Source organism: Roseovarius sp. (genome assembly GCF_040223625.1).
Classification (GTDB): Bacteria; Pseudomonadota; Alphaproteobacteria; order Rhodobacterales; family Rhodobacteraceae; genus Roseovarius.
The window spans coordinates 1-15,644 of the sequence record NZ_JAVKFX010000047.1 but is presented as its reverse complement, the minus strand read 5'-3'; the positions used below and the strand labels follow the sequence as shown (position 1 = coordinate 15,644).

The 15,644-nt window shown below is 66.2% G+C and carries 18 protein-coding genes and 1 tRNA gene; 9 read left to right on the top strand and 10 right to left on the bottom strand.

Features of this window, described 5'->3' with window-relative positions; translation table 11 throughout:
• The first annotated feature begins 39 nt into the window (after positions 1-39).
• The 6 genes from RLN94_RS13995 (at position 40) to RLN94_RS13970 (ending at position 4,185) form a co-directional block, all read left to right on the top strand.
• A complete protein-coding gene (locus RLN94_RS13995; protein ID WP_350125988.1) occupies positions 40-402 on the top strand; it encodes a hypothetical protein in 363 nt (120 codons plus the stop codon).
• Complete coding sequence (locus RLN94_RS13990) at positions 399-1,247, top strand: SDR family oxidoreductase (RefSeq protein WP_350125991.1); 849 nt, start codon at positions 399-401, stop codon at positions 1,245-1,247. Before RLN94_RS13995 ends, RLN94_RS13990 begins: the two co-directional genes overlap by 4 nt.
• A 10-nt stretch (positions 1,248-1,257) precedes the next feature.
• Complete coding sequence (locus RLN94_RS13985; RefSeq protein WP_350125994.1) at positions 1,258-1,995, top strand: hypothetical protein; 738 nt, start codon at positions 1,258-1,260, stop codon at positions 1,993-1,995.
• A gap of 7 nt (positions 1,996-2,002) precedes the next feature.
• On the top strand, positions 2,003-2,701 hold the full coding sequence (locus RLN94_RS13980) for a ZIP family metal transporter (protein WP_350125997.1): 699 nt from the start codon (positions 2,003-2,005) through the stop codon (positions 2,699-2,701).
• A 130-nt stretch (positions 2,702-2,831) separates the two neighbouring features.
• Complete coding sequence (locus RLN94_RS13975; protein ID WP_350126000.1) at positions 2,832-3,443, top strand: BON domain-containing protein; 612 nt, start codon at positions 2,832-2,834, stop codon at positions 3,441-3,443.
• A gap of 181 nt (positions 3,444-3,624) precedes the next feature.
• Positions 3,625-4,185: a superoxide dismutase family protein gene (locus RLN94_RS13970; RefSeq protein ID WP_350126003.1), complete on the top strand. Its 561-nt coding sequence runs from the start codon at positions 3,625-3,627 to the stop codon at positions 4,183-4,185.
• Positions 4,186-4,247: 62 nt separating this feature from the next.
• On the opposite strand, the gene RLN94_RS13965 is transcribed toward RLN94_RS13970, so the two are convergent.
• The gene (locus RLN94_RS13965; RefSeq protein WP_350126006.1) at positions 4,248-4,517 is read right to left on the bottom strand and encodes a hypothetical protein; all 270 of its coding nucleotides are present in this window, start codon (positions 4,515-4,517) and stop codon (positions 4,248-4,250) included.
• A 296-nt stretch (positions 4,518-4,813) separates the two neighbouring features.
• Here RLN94_RS13965 and RLN94_RS13960 point away from each other — a divergent pair, with 296 nt between their 5' ends.
• Together RLN94_RS13960 and RLN94_RS13955 are read left to right on the top strand one after the other, a co-directional pair.
• The gene (locus tag RLN94_RS13960; RefSeq protein WP_350126009.1) at positions 4,814-5,260 is read left to right on the top strand and encodes an ANTAR domain-containing protein; all 447 of its coding nucleotides are present in this window, start codon (positions 4,814-4,816) and stop codon (positions 5,258-5,260) included.
• Between the two features lie 54 nt (positions 5,261-5,314).
• Complete coding sequence (locus RLN94_RS13955; protein ID WP_350126012.1) at positions 5,315-6,841, top strand: bifunctional aminoglycoside phosphotransferase/ATP-binding protein; 1,527 nt, start codon at positions 5,315-5,317, stop codon at positions 6,839-6,841.
• On the opposite strand, the gene RLN94_RS13950 is transcribed toward RLN94_RS13955, so the two are convergent.
• The 3 genes from RLN94_RS13950 to RLN94_RS13940 all read right to left on the bottom strand — a co-directional run bounded on the left by RLN94_RS13950 (position 6,838) and on the right by RLN94_RS13940 (position 8,298).
• Positions 6,838-7,191, bottom strand: a complete 354-nt coding sequence (locus RLN94_RS13950; RefSeq protein ID WP_350065543.1) for an FCD domain-containing protein — start codon at positions 7,189-7,191, stop codon at positions 6,838-6,840. The two genes, RLN94_RS13955 and RLN94_RS13950, sit on opposite strands and share 4 nt — an antisense overlap.
• A 41-nt stretch (positions 7,192-7,232) precedes the next feature.
• Positions 7,233-7,307, bottom strand: a tRNA-Asn gene (locus tag RLN94_RS13945).
• 82 nt (positions 7,308-7,389) lie between these two features.
• Complete coding sequence (locus RLN94_RS13940) at positions 7,390-8,298, bottom strand: MBL fold metallo-hydrolase (protein WP_350065545.1); 909 nt, start codon at positions 8,296-8,298, stop codon at positions 7,390-7,392.
• Positions 8,299-8,337: 39 nt separating this feature from the next.
• On the opposite strand from RLN94_RS13940, the gene RLN94_RS13935 reads away from it, so the two are divergent.
• Complete coding sequence (locus tag RLN94_RS13935; protein WP_350065547.1) at positions 8,338-9,642, top strand: ATP-binding protein; 1,305 nt, start codon at positions 8,338-8,340, stop codon at positions 9,640-9,642.
• 16 nt (positions 9,643-9,658) lie between these two features.
• Here RLN94_RS13935 and RLN94_RS13930 read toward each other — a convergent pair whose 3' ends face one another.
• The 6 genes from RLN94_RS13930 to RLN94_RS13905 all read right to left on the bottom strand — a co-directional run.
• Positions 9,659-11,134, bottom strand: coding sequence for a hypothetical protein (locus tag RLN94_RS13930; RefSeq protein ID WP_350065549.1), 1,476 nt, complete (start codon positions 11,132-11,134; stop codon positions 9,659-9,661).
• Positions 11,134-11,514: a hypothetical protein gene (locus RLN94_RS13925; RefSeq protein ID WP_350126015.1), complete on the bottom strand. Its 381-nt coding sequence runs from the start codon at positions 11,512-11,514 to the stop codon at positions 11,134-11,136. Before RLN94_RS13925 ends, RLN94_RS13930 begins: the two co-directional genes overlap by 1 nt.
• 63 nt (positions 11,515-11,577) lie before the next feature.
• The gene (locus tag RLN94_RS13920; protein WP_350065553.1) at positions 11,578-12,579 is read right to left on the bottom strand and encodes an SEL1-like repeat protein; all 1,002 of its coding nucleotides are present in this window, start codon (positions 12,577-12,579) and stop codon (positions 11,578-11,580) included.
• Between the two features lie 310 nt (positions 12,580-12,889).
• The gene (locus tag RLN94_RS13915; protein WP_350065555.1) at positions 12,890-13,312 is read right to left on the bottom strand and encodes a hypothetical protein; all 423 of its coding nucleotides are present in this window, start codon (positions 13,310-13,312) and stop codon (positions 12,890-12,892) included.
• A gap of 321 nt (positions 13,313-13,633) precedes the next feature.
• The gene (locus RLN94_RS13910; protein WP_350065557.1) at positions 13,634-15,238 is read right to left on the bottom strand and encodes a hypothetical protein; all 1,605 of its coding nucleotides are present in this window, start codon (positions 15,236-15,238) and stop codon (positions 13,634-13,636) included.
• A gap of 213 nt (positions 15,239-15,451) precedes the next feature.
• Positions 15,452-15,644, bottom strand: a 193-nt coding sequence (locus tag RLN94_RS13905) for a transposase (RefSeq protein ID WP_350169093.1), incomplete at its 5' end; no start/stop codon positions are given.

The following is a 15,644-nucleotide window of genomic DNA, read 5'->3' as shown; positions in this document are numbered from 1 at the left end:
GGGGCCGGAACTTCCGCGCGGCGGGCTTGTTGGAAACACATGACGCAGGACAGCCGGAAACCCAGCCCACCCGACACCGACGCCGCCGAGGAAAACGGCGCGGCAGGCGCCGCGCGCCTGCGTGACCACATCGACCGGGGAGGGGCCGCCGACAAGGCCGCCGCCTCCGATCCCGCCGCCGCGCCGCTCGGCACCGATGCCGAGGCCGCCGGCACGCCCCCCACGCGCGAGGAAGTGGCCGTGGCCGAGAAGGCGGAGGCCCACCGCGCCCCGCCCGCCGACCACAAGCGCGGCCCGGCCGAGCTTCAGGGGGCGCGCCTGCGCCCGGGCCGCCTGCTGGCCCTCGCCGCAGGGGCGGTCGCCCTCATCGCCATCCTCATAGCCTTTGGAGCCTTCTCATGACGCAGTATTCCGACAACCGCGTACAGAACCAGCAGCCGGGCCTCGAACACGAGATGTCGCCCGCGCCCGACTACATGCCGCGCTATCCCGGCTCCGGCCGGCTCAAGGGCCGGGTGGCCCTGATCACCGGCGGCGATTCCGGGATCGGGCGCGCCACCGCCGTGCTCTTCGCCCGCGAAGGCGCCAAGGTCGCCATCCTCTACCTAAACGAGGACCGCGATGCCGAGGACACGCTCGATGCCATCCGCGCCGAAGGGGCAGAGGGCATGGCGATCCGCGGCGACGTGGGCGACCGGCGGTTCTGTTTCGACGCCGTGGCCCAGGTGGCGGGCGAATGGGGCCGGCTCGACGTACTTGTCAACAACGCCGCCGAACAGCACGGGCAGGAAGAGTTCGAAGACGTCTCGGAAGAGCAGATCGAGGCCACCTTCCGCACCAACATCTTCGGCCAGATGTTCATGGTGCAGGCCGCGTTGCCGCATCTCGACGACGGCTCGGCCATCGTCGCCACCACCTCCGTCACCGCCTACCGGGGCGAGGACCTGCTGATCGACTATTCCGCCACCAAGGGCGCGATCCTGTCCTTCACCCGCGCGCTTGCCCACAAGCTGGCGCCGCGCGGAATCCGGGTGAACGGCGTGGCGCCGGGGCCGATCTGGACACCGCTGATCCCCGCCTCCTTCCCGCCGAAGAAGGTCGAGGGCTTCGGCGAGGGCAGCCCGATGGGTCGCCCCGGCCAGCCCAACGAGGTCGCCCCCTCCCTCCTTTTCCTCGCCTGTCAGGACAGCTCGTTCATGACCGGCCACGTGCTGCACCCCGACGGCGGCGCGCCGACGGCGGACTAGGCCCGCGACCATGCCGAAGCTGATCCTGATCTCCGGCCCGTCCTGCATCGGGAAAAGCCCGTTGGTGAAGGGGATCGGCACGCTCTGCCCGAAGGTCGCCGAAACGCTGGAAACGCTGGTCCTGACCACCGACCGCCTCCGCCGCCCCGGCGAGGAGGACGGCAAGGCCTACCATTTCCGCACGCGGAAGGAGCTGGAAAAGCTGCGGAAGGACAAGGGCCACGTGGTCGTCGACAATCGCGGCGACTTGCACGCGCTGGAGCTGGCGGCGATCGACCGTATCCACGCCACCGGCCGCCACGCGCTTTACGAGGGCAATCCAAGGATGCCCGCCGCGCTGCGCGAGGCCGGCGTGCTCGACCGCTACGACACGTGCTCGGTCTTCCTCTCGCCGCTCTCGCGCGACGAGGTGCGCGCCGCGCAGGAGGCCGGGCTCGACATCGAGGCGCTGGTCACCGACATCCAGCGCCGCAAGCTCCTCCATCGCGCCACGCGGCAGGAAGGCATCCTCTCACGCCCCGATCTCGACGATATCGAGACCCGCGCCACCAGCGCCTATGGCGAGTTGCGCGAGGCATGGCGCTATGACGTGGTCGTGCCGCTGCATGACGGCGAGGGGCATGACAACTGGTCGCGCTTCGGTCTTCCCATCGGCAGCGCCCGCGCCGCGATCCGGACGGTGGCCGCCCTGATCTCGGGCCGGCACACCGACGGAAAGGAATACTGGGAGGCCGACCTGCTGCAATGAGCCGTCGATGCTCCTGACCCTTCTCGTCGTCGCCGTCGCCGCCTCGCTTCTGATCGGGGCGGCCTGGGGCTATTTCCTGCCGCTGCCCGAGCGGGTGAAGGGCAACCTGCTGGCCTTCGGCGGCGGCGCGCTCTTGAGTTCGCTTGTGCTGGAACTGTTCATGCCGGCCATGGACACCGCCGGGGCCGGGCCCGCGTCGCTGGCGCTGCTGGCCGGGGCGGCGGGGTTTGCCATCGTCGATCACTGGGTCGACGAGATCTGGGGCGGGCAGAGCGGGCTGAGCCTGCTGGCCGCCATCTCGCTCGACGGTATCCCGGAAAACCTGGCGCTTGGGGTCGACCTGATCGGCGCCGGCGCCCGCGAGGTCTCGGCCTTCGCGGCGGCGATCATGCTCTCGAACCTGCCCGAAGCCGCCGCCGGCGCCCGCAACATGCGCGAGCGGGGCTGGTCCGGGCGCCGTGTGGCCCTGATCTGGGGGATTGCGGCGCTGATCCTGTCCGGCGTGACCATCGGCGGCAATCTCCTGCTGCAGGAGGCGGGCGACGGGCCGCTGGGCCTGATCCGGGCGGTCGCGGCCGGTGCCGTCGTCGCGTCGCTGGTGACGGAACTGTTTCCGCAGGCCCACCGCGACGGCGACGACCTGACCGGCGTCGCCAGCGCCTGCGGCGTGATCTGCGCCGCGGTCCTGAGCCGCGCGGCGGTCTGAGCGGGCAGGGGCGTGGCCGGCCGGTTTCGGCGGGCCAGCCGCTCCGGTCAGGAACCTGCGCCTTGACCACTTTGTTTTGTTCCTGAAACCCACCGCCGGTTCCCCGGCCCGTTTCGCAAAGGAGGCCCAGATGCCCCGCAGACCCGATCCGATGACAGAACACGAAGCCCGCATGGAGCTGGCCCGCCGCCACCGGCAGGAGCGGCCCGGCCCCTATGGCTACGAAGACCCCTATTACGGCCGGCATGACGCCGCGGCCTACGGCGCGGGCACATATCCCGCCGCCGGCTACCCGTGGCCCGTGCCGGTCTACCCGGCCCCCGAACCGGGGATGCCCACCGGCTACCCCGGCCACGCGCCAAGACGCTCGGATTACGACCACCGCCAGCCCCCGCGCGGCTATGAAGAGCGCGGCATGCTGGCGCGCGCCGAGGACGAGGTCGCCTCTTGGTTCGGCAACGAGGCGGCGGAGGAACGCCGCGAGGCCGACCACCGCGGGCGCGGACCCAAGAACTATGTCCGCTCCGACGCCCGGATCGAGGAGGACGTCAACGACCGGCTGACCGAAGACCGGTATGTCGACGCCACCGAGGTCACGGTCAGCGTCAGCGACCGCGAGGTCACGCTCGACGGCACCGTCGACTCGCGCCGTGCCAAGCGGCATGCCGAGGATTGCGCCGACAGCGTCTCGGGCGTGGTTCACGTGCAGAACAACCTCCGCGTCAACCAGGCGACCGCCTAGGCAGGCGCCCTTGCACCGGCCGGGCCTGCCCCTGTGGCGGGTCGCCGGCCGATGTGCGCGCTTATGACCCGCGCGACCGTCTCGGGAACAACGACCGCTCGCTTTCGGTTTTCCCCTGAGCAGCCCGCAACCTCCCGTCGAGGGCCGCCGGGCCTGCCCACCACAGAAAGGACACTCCAACATGACCCATCGCCACCCGTCACCCTCACGCACCCCGCGCGCGCTTTGCGGCGGCGCCATCGCCGCGCTCTGCCTTGGGCTCGCCCCCGCCGCCGTCGCGCAGGACGGCGAAAGCGAGATGCCTACGCAGGAGGTCACGTTCCTGTCGGCCGAGGGCGAGGAAACCGGCACCGCCACCCTCACCGGCACGCCCCACGGCCTGCTGATCGAGCTCGACCTGCAGAACCTGCCGCCGGAAAGCTGGCACGGCTTCCACATCCATGAAGAGGGAAGCTGCGATCCCGAAGACGGGTTCAAATCCGCCGGCGGCCACTTCAATCCCGGCGACACCAAGCACGGGTTCTTCGTGGACGGCAGCCCCCATGCCGGCGACATGCCGAACCAGTATGTCGCGGCCGATGGCACGCTGAAGGCGCAGGTGCTGAACACCTTCGCCTCGCTCGGGGAAGGGGACAACGACGTCTCGGGCCGCGCCCTTCTGGTGCATGGCGGCTCGGATGATTACGAAAGCCAGTCCTCGGGTGACGCCGGCGAGCGCATCGCCTGCGCCGAGATCGACTGACATGGGAGCGGCCGGGCAGGTCACCCGGCCCGGCCGCTTCATCCTTCACAACGCTGACCGCCTCAGGCGTCGTCCGCCATCGGGGCATTGCCCTGCTTGTCCTGTTCCTGGGACAGGATGTCATGCACCTCGCGCAGCAGCGCGTCGCGCCCGTCACGGTGATGCTCGTGCTCGGCCTCGGCCCGCGACAGTTCGGTCAGGAGCGATTTGAGATACTGCTCGCGATTGCCGGCGGAATAGCCTTCATCCAACAGCAGATCATGCAGTTCCTCGGGACCGACAAAGTCGCCTTCGCGGGTGCGGAACCTGGTGATATCGGGCGTGTTTTCCATGAAAGAGCCTCCTGTCCAGCCAACAGCGGCACCGGCGGGAATGTTCCGTGCGCCGCGGCCACTCAGGCTGGTTTCCGCCTGCGGGGAAGAGGCAATCCGCTGGCACTTCGAATAGGGCCGGAAACGGGCTAACTTTCCTTCATGGGCTGTTTCGCTTCTGCTGCAAGGCATCCCTTCAAACCCGTTGTGGCGGCCTCCGCCGCGCCTGGACCCTGCCAGATTTTGCCTGCCCGGTTGTGTCCGCAGGTCAAAGTCCCGACATCAGGGAAAGACGGAACCTCTGGAAAGGTACGCCAATGTCTGCCCGCAGAATACTGATCCTCGAAGACCAGAATGTCGTCGCGCTCGACGTGGCCTCGATGCTGGAGGACAGGGGGTATTACCCCGTGATCGTCTGCAACTCCGCCGAAGGCGCCAACCGCGCCATCGACCTTGCCCTCCCGGATCTCGGGATCGTCGATCTCGGCCGGCGCGAGCGGCGCAAGCGACTCGACACCGCGGCGCGGCTGGCCGATCATGCCTGCCCGGTCCTGTTCCTCACCGACGGGGCCAACCCGCTGCACGATCTGCCCGAGGCGATGCGGGATTACGAGGTCATCGTGAAACCCTTCAGCGACACCTGCGTCCTGCGCACGGTCGAGACCCTTGTCACGGGCACCGGCCCTCTGGATCTCGACCTTCCGGGGGATGCCGTCGCCGCCGCGCTCACCCGGCCCGACCGATCGGATGAGCGCCTGTCCTGAGGCGGGCGGCACCAGGACCGCAATTCCAAGCCAAGTCTCCGAAAGGCGGCAACCATGACCGGCGACAGCCAGGACGAGGTGATATCCTTTCTCGAAAACCCCGCCACCCATGACGGCACGGCGCCCGACCACGTCGAAACCCACGGCGCGCATGTCTTCCTTGCGGGGGACACGGCGCTGAAGGTGAAGAAGGCGGTGCATTTCGATTACCTCGACTTCACCGATCTCGACACGCGCGAGGCCATGCTCCGCCGCGAGCTGGAGCTGAACCGGCCCGCCGCGCCGCAGATCTACCGCGATGTCCTGCCCATCACCCGCGAGGGCGAGGGCCTCGCCCTCGACGGCGAAGGCAAGCCCGTGGAATGGGTGCTGCGGATGCACCGCTTTCCGAAGGAGAACGAGCTTTCCGAACTGGCCGCGCGCGGCGACCTGACCGACAATCTGGCCGACAGGCTCGGGCGCGAGATCGCCGCCTATCACGACGCCGCCCCGCGGCGCGCGGGCGACGGCGCCGCCCGGATCGGCGCCATCATCGACGAGCTGGAAACCGCCTTCTCCGAGATGGAGGAGGTATTCGGCCCCGAGCGTGTCGCCGGCTTCTCGGCCCGGACCCGCGCCGCCTTCGACCGGACCGCACCGCTCCTCGACACCCGCGCCGGGGATGGTCACCTGAGGCGCTGCCACGGCGATCTGCACCTGCGCAACCTGGTACTGATCGACGGCAAGCCGGTCCTCTTCGACGCGCTGGAATTCGACGAGGAACTGGGCACCTGCGACGTGCTCTACGACCTCGCCTTCCTGGTGATGGACCTGCTGAACCGCGGCCTGACCCGCCCTGCGAACATCGTGCAGAACGCGTGGCTGCACGCCCAGGAGGGGAGGCAGGATGCGGGGCTCGCCGCCTTGCCGCTGTTCCTCGCCCTGCGGGCGGGCATCCGCGCCATGGTGGCGGTCCAGACCGGCGCGGGCGACCGTGGGCAGGTCCGGCGCGAGGCGCGCGGCTATCTCGACACGGCCTTCGATGCCCTGTACGACACCGGCCCGCACCTCGTCGCCGTGGGCGGGTTGTCGGGCACCGGCAAGACGACCCTGGCGCGCCGGCTGGCCCCCGGGATCGGTCGCCGCCCCGGCGCGGTCCACCTGCGCAGCGACCTGGAGCGCAAGGCGCTGGCGGGCGTCGCGCCCGGCGACACGCTGCCGGCGGACAGTTACACGAAAGACGCCGCGCGCGCCGTCCACACCCGCCTGACCGACCGAGCCCGCTACCTGCTGGCCGCGGGCCAGTCAGTGCTGCTCGACGCCACCTTTCTGTCACCCGACGAGCGGGACGGGGCAGGGCGGCTGGCGCAGGAGATGGAGGTGCCCTTCACCGGCCTCTGGCTCGATGCGCCGGTCGACACGCTGACCCGCCGCGTCACCGAACGCCACGGCGACGCTTCCGACGCCGATGCCGATGTGGTGCGCGGGCAGTCGGAGAAGGATATCGGCACGATGACCTGGGCCCGGATCGACGCCTCCCGCGGGATCGAAGCGATGGCGGACGCGGCCGAACCACTTCTTGAGTCCGGTCGGAAAAGCTAGCCGTTCCGGGACCGCCCCTGGCTTTGCCCGGCCTCCGCGTCGCGGACGGGGCGCGCGCCGGCTTCCGACGCCCGCAGGATATGCTGGCGCATCAGTTCGGCGGCATGCGGCATCTCGCCGGCGGCAACCGCGTCGATGATCGCGATATGCTCGTCACAGGCGGTGCGGATCCGCGCGCGGTCTTGGTAGTGGCGGTACTCGTTCATCCGGCCCGAGGGCTCGTGGAAATCCAGCGCGTTGAGGATGAAGCGGTTGCCGCAATAGGAGATCAGCGTGTCGTGCACCCGGTCGTTTGCCTCGTAGATCAGCGCCACGTCGAAGTCCGAGGCAAGGCTCTGGCGCAGGGCCACCAGTTCGGATTTCCAATGAATTCAGTAGCTTAGGGAAGTTTTGGCTCCGGCGGTAGGGATCGAACCTACGACCAATTGATTAACAGTCAACTGCTCTACCGCTGAGCTACGCCGGAACACGAGGCGCGATATAGCAATAGCCTCCGGTGGCGTCCAGTGGGTTTGTGACAAAAATTTCACCGATCCGGGCAGGGGCGGTCAGACCAGCCGGAAGGGGACGTGCTGGGACAGCGCCCCCACCGGTTCGACACGGTTTTTCTGATAGAGGTCAATGAGATGCGCGAGCACGTTGCGCTCGGCCGCCGGCCACATCTGCGGCGCGACGTCGGTATAGACCGCCGCCGTCAGCGTGGCGGTGTCCGCAGCCCCGGCCTCCAGCGCCTTCAGGATCGCGGCCTCGCGCCCCTCGCGGTGGGCGATCAGCCAGTCGAGCCGGGCCATCGGCGCGGTGATCGGCGCGCCGTGGCCGGAATGGAAGATCTCGGCCCCCCGCACGCGCAACCGCCGGCACGACGCCATGAAATCGGTCAGGTCGCCATCGGGGGGCGAGACCAGCGAACTGGCCCAGCCCATCACCAGGTCGCCGGTAAAGACCGTGTCGCCCATGGCCAGGCAAAGGTGGTTGCCCAGGTGCCCCGGCGTCCAGAGCGCGGTGAGCGACCAGTCCTCGCCCGTCACCGTCTCTCCGTCGGCCAGCTCCCCGTCCGGCGCGAACCCCGCGTCGATGCCTTCGCCGGCCTCCTCCAGCCCCTGCGCCGCCAACTCCCGCATCACCGCGCTGCGGCCCGAGCCCGACGGTCCGAAGCCCAGCACCCGCGCGCCCGTTTCCCGCGCCAGTCGCGCGGCCAGCGGCGAATGGTCGACATGGGAATGGGTCACGATCACATGCGTCACCTGCTGCCCCGGATTCAGCGCACCGAGAATGGCGGCCAGGTGCGCCTCGCTCTCCGGGCCGGGGTCGATCACCGCCACCTGCCGCGCGCCCAGCAGGTAGGTGTTCGTCCCCCGAAACGTCATCGGCGACGGGTTCGGCGCCAGCACCCTGCGCACCCCGCCGCCCAGATCCTCGGCCACGCCCGGTTCCGGGTTGAAATCGCTCTCGTTCATGGGCCTTTCTTACGCACATTTCCTTGGCTAGGTTCAAGCATGTCCTTTCGCTGGCTCAAACTCTACATGCCCCGCAGCCTCTATGGCCGCGCCATCCTGATCCTGCTGCTGCCGGTGATCTCGGTGATGCTGGTGGTATCGGTGATCTTCATCCAGCGCCATTTCGAGGGCGTGACCATACAGATGACCAACTCGGTCAGCCGCGAGGTCCGGCTCATGCTCGACAGCGGCATGACGGCCGAGGAGGTGTCGGATTCGGCGCTCGCCCGCACGCTGCTGATCCGGGTCGACCCGGTGCCCCAGAGCGTGGTGCCGGAGGAGAGCTACCGCCGCTGGTACGATTTCACCGGCGCCACCGTGATCCGCGAGTTCAAGGCGCGGCTGCCCGACCTGCTGGCGGTCGACCTGCCCGACGACAAGCGCGTCTCGCTCTTCTTCACAAGCGATGACGGCCCGATCCGCATGAGCTTCGACCGCCGCCGCGTCTCGGCGTCGAACCCGCACCAGCTTCTGGTCAACATGGTGGGGTTTGCGGCGATCATGACGGTCATCGCCTATTTCTACCTCCGCAACCAGCTGCGCCCGATCACCCGCCTGGCCCGCGCGGCCGAGGCGTTCGGGCGTGGCCGCCACCTCGATTACCGGCCCGCCGGCGCCGTCGAGGTGCGCGCCGCCGGCAACGCCTTCCTCGACATGCGCGCCCGGATCGAGCGGCAGATCGAACAGCGCACCCTGATGCTCTCGGGCGTCAGCCACGACCTGCGCACGCCGCTCACCCGGCTCAGGCTCGGCCTTTCCATGCTGGAGGACGAGGACCGCCAGGCGATGGAACAGGACGTGGCCGACATGGAGCGGCTGATCGACGAGTTCCTCGATTTCGCCCGCGGCGCCAGCGAGGGCGAGGCGAAGCACGTCGACCCCGTCGCCCTGGTCACCCAGATCGTCGAGGACATGCGCCGGGCCGAGCGGGACGTCACACTCTTCCTCGCCGAGGGCGAGGGCACCGTGGCGCTCCGCCAGGCCGGCATCCGCCGGGCGGTCGAGAACCTGATCAACAACGCCGTCCGATACGGCACGAAGGCCGAGGTCTCGGTGCTGCTGACCGACCGGTCCCTGCGCATCCGGGTCGAGGATAACGGCCCCGGCATCCCCAAGGAGCGGCGCGAGGAGGCGGTCAAACCCTTCGTCCGGCTCGACACCGCGCGCAACCAGAACCTCGGCTCGGGCGTGGGGCTGGGCCTTGCCATCGCCACCGACATCGCCCGCGCCCATGGCGGCATGCTGCGGCTGGGCGAAAGTGAGCGCCTGGGCGGCCTGCGCGCCGAGCTGGTGATCGGGCGCTGAGGCGGGCAGGGGGGCTTTACTGCGTCGACAGGCAAAACTGTGCGGACGCGGTTTTCGTCGTATGTCGGTGCCGGTCCGACCCGACCCGCTTCAATTCCAGGTCGGTTCCGAACTCGTAGAGCTCTACGTCGAATGCCGTCACCTCGCTTTGCCCCCAGTCACTGCAATCCCCGGCGCGGTAGCGTTTGACGATCTGCTTCCGCCCGGCGTGAACCGCGATTTTCAACCGGTCCGCTGCCGGCGGGGCCTCCTTGTCAACGTCAACGAAGTGGATCCAGCTGTTGCAGTCGAACTCGTGTTCGAACACCACCTCTTCGCTCTTCGGGTCAAATAGCTCAAGGCTGCATTTCCGGGTGCGGGCCACGACGGATTTGGCGAAAAGAAACTCCTCATATTCCAGAAAGTAGACCTCCTCCCCGGACAGGTCCGCAACCCAGAAAGCCCCGTCGTCTTCGACCAACTCATAGCTGTTGCCCGCCGCCCGCACGTCATGCCCTTCCTCGAACTCCCGCGGCGACAGCCCCAGTTTCAGCGGATAGTCCTTCAACCCCCGCTCGGTGCGCTGCTCCGCAAGCGCCGCGATGTCCGAGCGCAGCTCGGCCACCGCCGCGTCGAAGAGGATCAGCTCGCCCGTCGGCTCGAACTTCTTCGGCATCGCCAAGAGCTTGCCCAACCGCTCGCTCAGGATCTGGTAGTCGATCTCTGACGACCGCAGCCCCTCTTCCTCGGGCAGGCCACTCATCCCCTCGGTCTCCCAGCGGTCCTCCGGCGTGACCTCGGCGAACTCTTCCGCGTCGAGGTCATAACCGAACCCTTCCCTGATCCCCTCGGCCAGGTTGCCGATCGCCTTCCGCGTCACCGCCACCTCCGGCGCCTTGCTCTGCTGCACGTACCAGCGCACGAGGTCATGGGTCGACACCTTCACATCCACCAGCCGCGCGGTATGCAGGTGCAGCCCCTCCTTCCAGATCCGTTTCGCCTCCGTCTCCGAGACGTAATCGGCCCGGTCGTCCGGCCCGTCCAGCGGGGTGCGGTAGAACATCTCGCTCCAGTCGGGCGAGCCGGGCACGTTGAAGCTCCACGTCTCGCCATCGCCGGGCCCGGGGTCGCCGCCATCGGCCAGCAGGTAATAGACACCCGTCGCCCCCGACATCTCGAACTCGATATCCACGTCGTAGATCCGCGCCTTCAACTGTGCCTCGCGCGGCAGGTTCAGCAGTTTCACCCGCCGCCGTTCCTCCGTCACCAGCTCCGAGACCTCGACCTCGCTGAAATTGGGGTTGAGCTGCCAGCGGAACCGCGTGCCCACCACCGGCTCGCCCAGCAGAAGCTCCAGCCGCAGATGCACATCGTAGGTGAAACTCAACCCGTCGGTCGCGCCGCGCGGGTTGCCCGAGCCGATATTCTCGATCTTGTAGGTCTCGGCAGGGGCAGGGCCCGTGACCAGCACCATCAGCGCACAAAGCGCCGCCCGTATCATCGCCGCACCCATCAGTTCAGCCAGTCGCTGATCAGGTCCTTGCGCGCCTCCGACACCTCGCCGGGCATCTCGCCCTGGGCGGCATCCAGCACCTTCTCCAGCGGGCTGAGCGAGGCGCTCACGATCCCCTCCGGGGCCCCCTTGTTGGCCAGCCTGTAACCGGTGCCTTCATAGACATCCTGCACGAACCGCTCCCAGTCCCGGTCGCCGCGCAGTTCATCGGGGTAGGGCTCGTCCTCGCCACCCACGTAAAGCGATTTCTCTACCACCATCGGGCACCGTATGGCCGCCCGGCACTCCGCGTCCTGCGGCCAGCTCGGACAGTATTCGCCCCACTTGCAGCTCGGCCCCTCGACCAGCTCCCCGGTCGTGGTGACCAGAAGGCTCGCCACCCCTTTGTCATACCCGTATTTCGAATAAAGCCCGTCCCACCACGAATAGGAGTAGGTGGTGTATTACAGTCCCTTCTCCGGCTCCGGCTCGCCCTCGGGCCAGTGCAGGAAATTCACCGACGCCGTATAGGTCCCCGATCCGCCGCCCTGCGTGTAATACCGGATCTCCGGCTCGCCATCGCCGTTCAGGTCGGTCTCGTCCACCCCGTTGACACAGGCCTTCTCATCGCTCCAGACCTGCGCCGCGCCGTCATCCTGCAGCCGGAAAACCGCCAGCTTCCCGAAGGATGTCGCGCTGCAATGGCGGAAGTAATACACCCCCGCCTTCTCCAGATAGCCGGTCTCGGCCCCGAACCCCTCGCCGAACTGCTCTCTCAGCTCCGCGAACACCGCCTCCGCCGCGCGCGCCTCCCGCTTCGCCGCGGCGCCCGGTATCTCCGGCGCCTCCGGCACGGGCACGCCGTCCTGCGCCGCCGCCATCTCGATCTTGCCACGGGTGAACTCGACCGTATTCGCGTTCACCCCCTCGACCTCGGCGATGGCAAGGTATTCCTGCGCCTTCACCAGGTCACGCGGCAGCAGCGTGCCCAATGCATACCAGAAGGCCAGCTTCTGCGCGCTTGTGCCATGGCCCGACCGCGCGGCACGGTCCAGCATCGCCGCCCCGCCCTCGGGGTCATGCGGGATATGCGTCGAGGTGCCATCAATCATGTTGATACCCCAGTAATACTGCGCGCCCGGATAACCGGCCTCCGCCGCTGCGCCCAGCTTTGCGCTGATCGCCGCGTTGTCATACTCGCGAAACAGCCCGCAATGGCGGCGGATATAGCCGATACTGGTCATCGAATAGAAATCGGTGCCAGCCTCGACTCCCTCGACGATCTGCCGTCGCGCGGCCTTGTCCCCGTCACAGGCCCGCTCCATCCTCGCACGTCCCTCGACCCGCATGCTCTGCCACGGGCTGGCCAGCGGCTCCGCCGCCACCGGCGCCGAACCGATTGCAAAAAGGCCGAAGATCGTCACGGAAAGGACGCCGAGCGCCCCCGGAAACAAAGTCTGACTCATGACAAATACCCTTGTGCTGAAATCCGTTTGAAAACCGGTAATGTGGCCGAGCGTAACAGGCCCGTCACCGCCCGATCAACCGCTCCGCCCGAAAAATTCCGAACAGTCCGGCCCGTTTAGCCGGACGGCGCGGGCAAGCCTGCCCCGCCACAGATTGACCTCCACCAGGCCCGATCCCGCAAGCCCTCAAGCGTCCCGAAAGGTTGAAGGAGCGGACGCAAAGCTACTGCAGCATGCGACAGGGGAAAGGGGTATCGGGGCAGGGGGAAGCTGCCCTACGTCAAACAAGCCGCCGCAAGGAAACGCCGGCTCAATTCCCCACGCAATAGGTCGACCCGCGATACAGCACCGACGCCCAGGGCGGGCAGATACTGTCGACCTTGCGCACGCGCTTGACCGTGACGACCGTCGTGGTCGCGGTCCCCCGCCCCAGCCGCGCATCGGCGCAGGCGTTGATCCACGCGGCCTCGCCGGCGCCCACGCTCCCGTGCGGCAGGATGCGCAGCACGCTGTCGCCGCCCCACGGATAGGCCACGTAGGTCGCCTGGATCTTCGGCGCCCCGCGCAGGCCCAGCTCGTACTTGCAGTCGATGATCGCCTGATGCTGCTCCGTCGCGGGGATATGCCCGGTCCTGACGGCAGGATCGGCCTGGGCCGGCTGGAGCGACAGGGGCAGGGGCAGGGGCAGGGCGACAGTACAGGCAAAAGCAAGGGGTGTGAAAAGCTGTTTCATAATCTACCTTACCTCCGAATAACCGGCCGCCTCTTCCCACGTTGGCGCAAGAGCAGGTGCATCAGACGGCTCAAGTGCTAACCTAGCGTATTTTCGGCCAAGGTGAAGTCTTTGCGATCCAGAATTGCCGGCCGCCTCCCAAGGATGGCGCGCCGGTTCTGGCCAGCACGCCTGACACGCCGGCAACGAAGCCCGCGCGACGTTTGCCGCGCGTGTCGATCTTTTCGTTCAGAAGGAACATCAGCTGGGTGACACGGGTGTGGCTCGCCCCGTCCTCCCTCACGTATGCCGGCTCGCCATCGTCCTAGATCTCAAGACCGCTCAGCCTGATGTGTCCGCGCGCGAGTCGATCCTCCTATCCATGGCCGGTACTCCGAGCGACAATGCGGCAAACAGGGCCGGGAAAATCGCCGGTATCGCCCTGTCTCGCTTGTCACGAAGGGTTGCGAGCTGCTTTTGGGCCACAGACACCAGATGGTCAGACAATAACCCTTGGTACTTGACCTCAGCAAGGAGAGCTGAACACTCGCCAAGGAACTGATCGGAGACCAGTCGCGGTACGGGCCGTGCCACACGATTGGCGCGTTCGGCTTCCGAGAATTGGCTCCCGGCCATCAAACCATCCAGATATATCTCACGCTCGATAAGATCGGATTCCGAGAACCGAACCTGCCGCCAATCCATGGGAATCGGACCAGCGAAGCCTTTCTCCTCCTCGTCGAACTCATGTTCCAAGACCTCTTTCCCGCCGAGTTCGAATATCAGGCGATGCAGTGGTTCATTCGCGCCGCGTCCGGTGTCATTGGACAAAAGCGCATATACCAAAGGAGGAAACCCAAAAATCGTCTCACTAAGCGCCGACCCGAAGTGAAACCGATTTCGAAACATTTGATAATGCTTGTTTTCAACCGTGAGCAAATCCTTGCATTGGCCATCAAATCGCGCGACCGCAGCCGCAATGTCATCGGAAACCTGCTCTCTGATATCCTCCGGGATAACATTCGGCATCCGGATGCCGCTGACCGTTCCGTCCCAATCATAAAACTCCCTCGCGAGCTCACCACACGCTCCCGTGAAGCCAGGAAAGGGGGGGCCGTAGGTTAGCTGTTTGGCAAAATGCGACCGACTGCCTAAATGCGCGCGCTTCCAGTCGGACCAGTCAGTCCGCCCAATGGAAGGAATTCGGTCAATCTCCTCGAAAGGCGTATACTCAATCATATCCATCACGATCCGCCTCTCGTGCGCCCGGTTCTCCTGCCGGCTTGTCTGCAACCCCACGTACTTTAGGCAATCGTGATCCGAAATGCACAACATGGCAGCCAGCGTGCAGCGTGAATCCAGGCCCGCACTCATTCGGATGAACGGCCTCATTCCGGCTTCAACATACGATCTCAACAATGACGCAAAGAACCGCCCGGCCTGCCAGTTCGCTTCGCGGAGATCCTGTGTCCATTTTACATCCGGTTTTCGTTCGAGCTCAAGTTTTCCGGTACACAGAACAACGTCGCACCAATGGGGCACCAGTTCGATCTCTGCTACTGGCGTCCTGAATGAAGAAAGCTGCTGGCCCACGCCTTTACCGATGAGGAATGCATGGGCAGCCGGTGCGTAGGGCGTGACTGGTAGACGATTGGTTCGGGCAAACTCGACAAGCTCGAGAATGCTGTCCGAGACTGCGAAGGCTTCATCAGAGCGATAAACATACAGGCGGAAGAGACCGAAATGATCAGTTGATATCCGGGTCGCGTCTGGCGTCTTTGAGATTATCGCATAGTTGCCGTAGATGGGGTTGAAGTCTTCCAACCGATGGCGTTGGGCGAAATTCCTGTAACCTTCTTCCCCGAAAATGGAAACGCTTTCAGAATGTGCGGCCCCAAGTACGGTCTCTTGAACCTGGCTGATGTTGTCGAGGGAGGTTAATATCATTCGCAATAAGCTTCTTACTTTAACTGCATTGCCGGAAACCGTGCGACTGTACTACAGCGTTTGTTTCGGTTTCAAGAAATCTTCCTTTGATGCGCCGAAATACTGGTAGGCCCGGAGGGACTCGAATTCTGCATTCGCCAAATAAAATCAATGATTTACGAGACGTTTTGTAACCATGTAACCGGCTTAAAAATGGGCTAAAGCGTTTCGATTTTAACCTGCGACATATCCGGCAGCCTTGAAGAAGTTCCAACATTCGTTGGGTGAGAACATATCGCAGATGTCTCCGAGGACTTCGAAGAGGTCTGTAAAGGTTCTGGCGCCGATCCTGCGCAGGTGCGCCTTGAGTTTCGAGAAGGCTTGCTCGATGGGGTTCAGGTCCGGGGAGTATGGCGGCAGGTAGAGG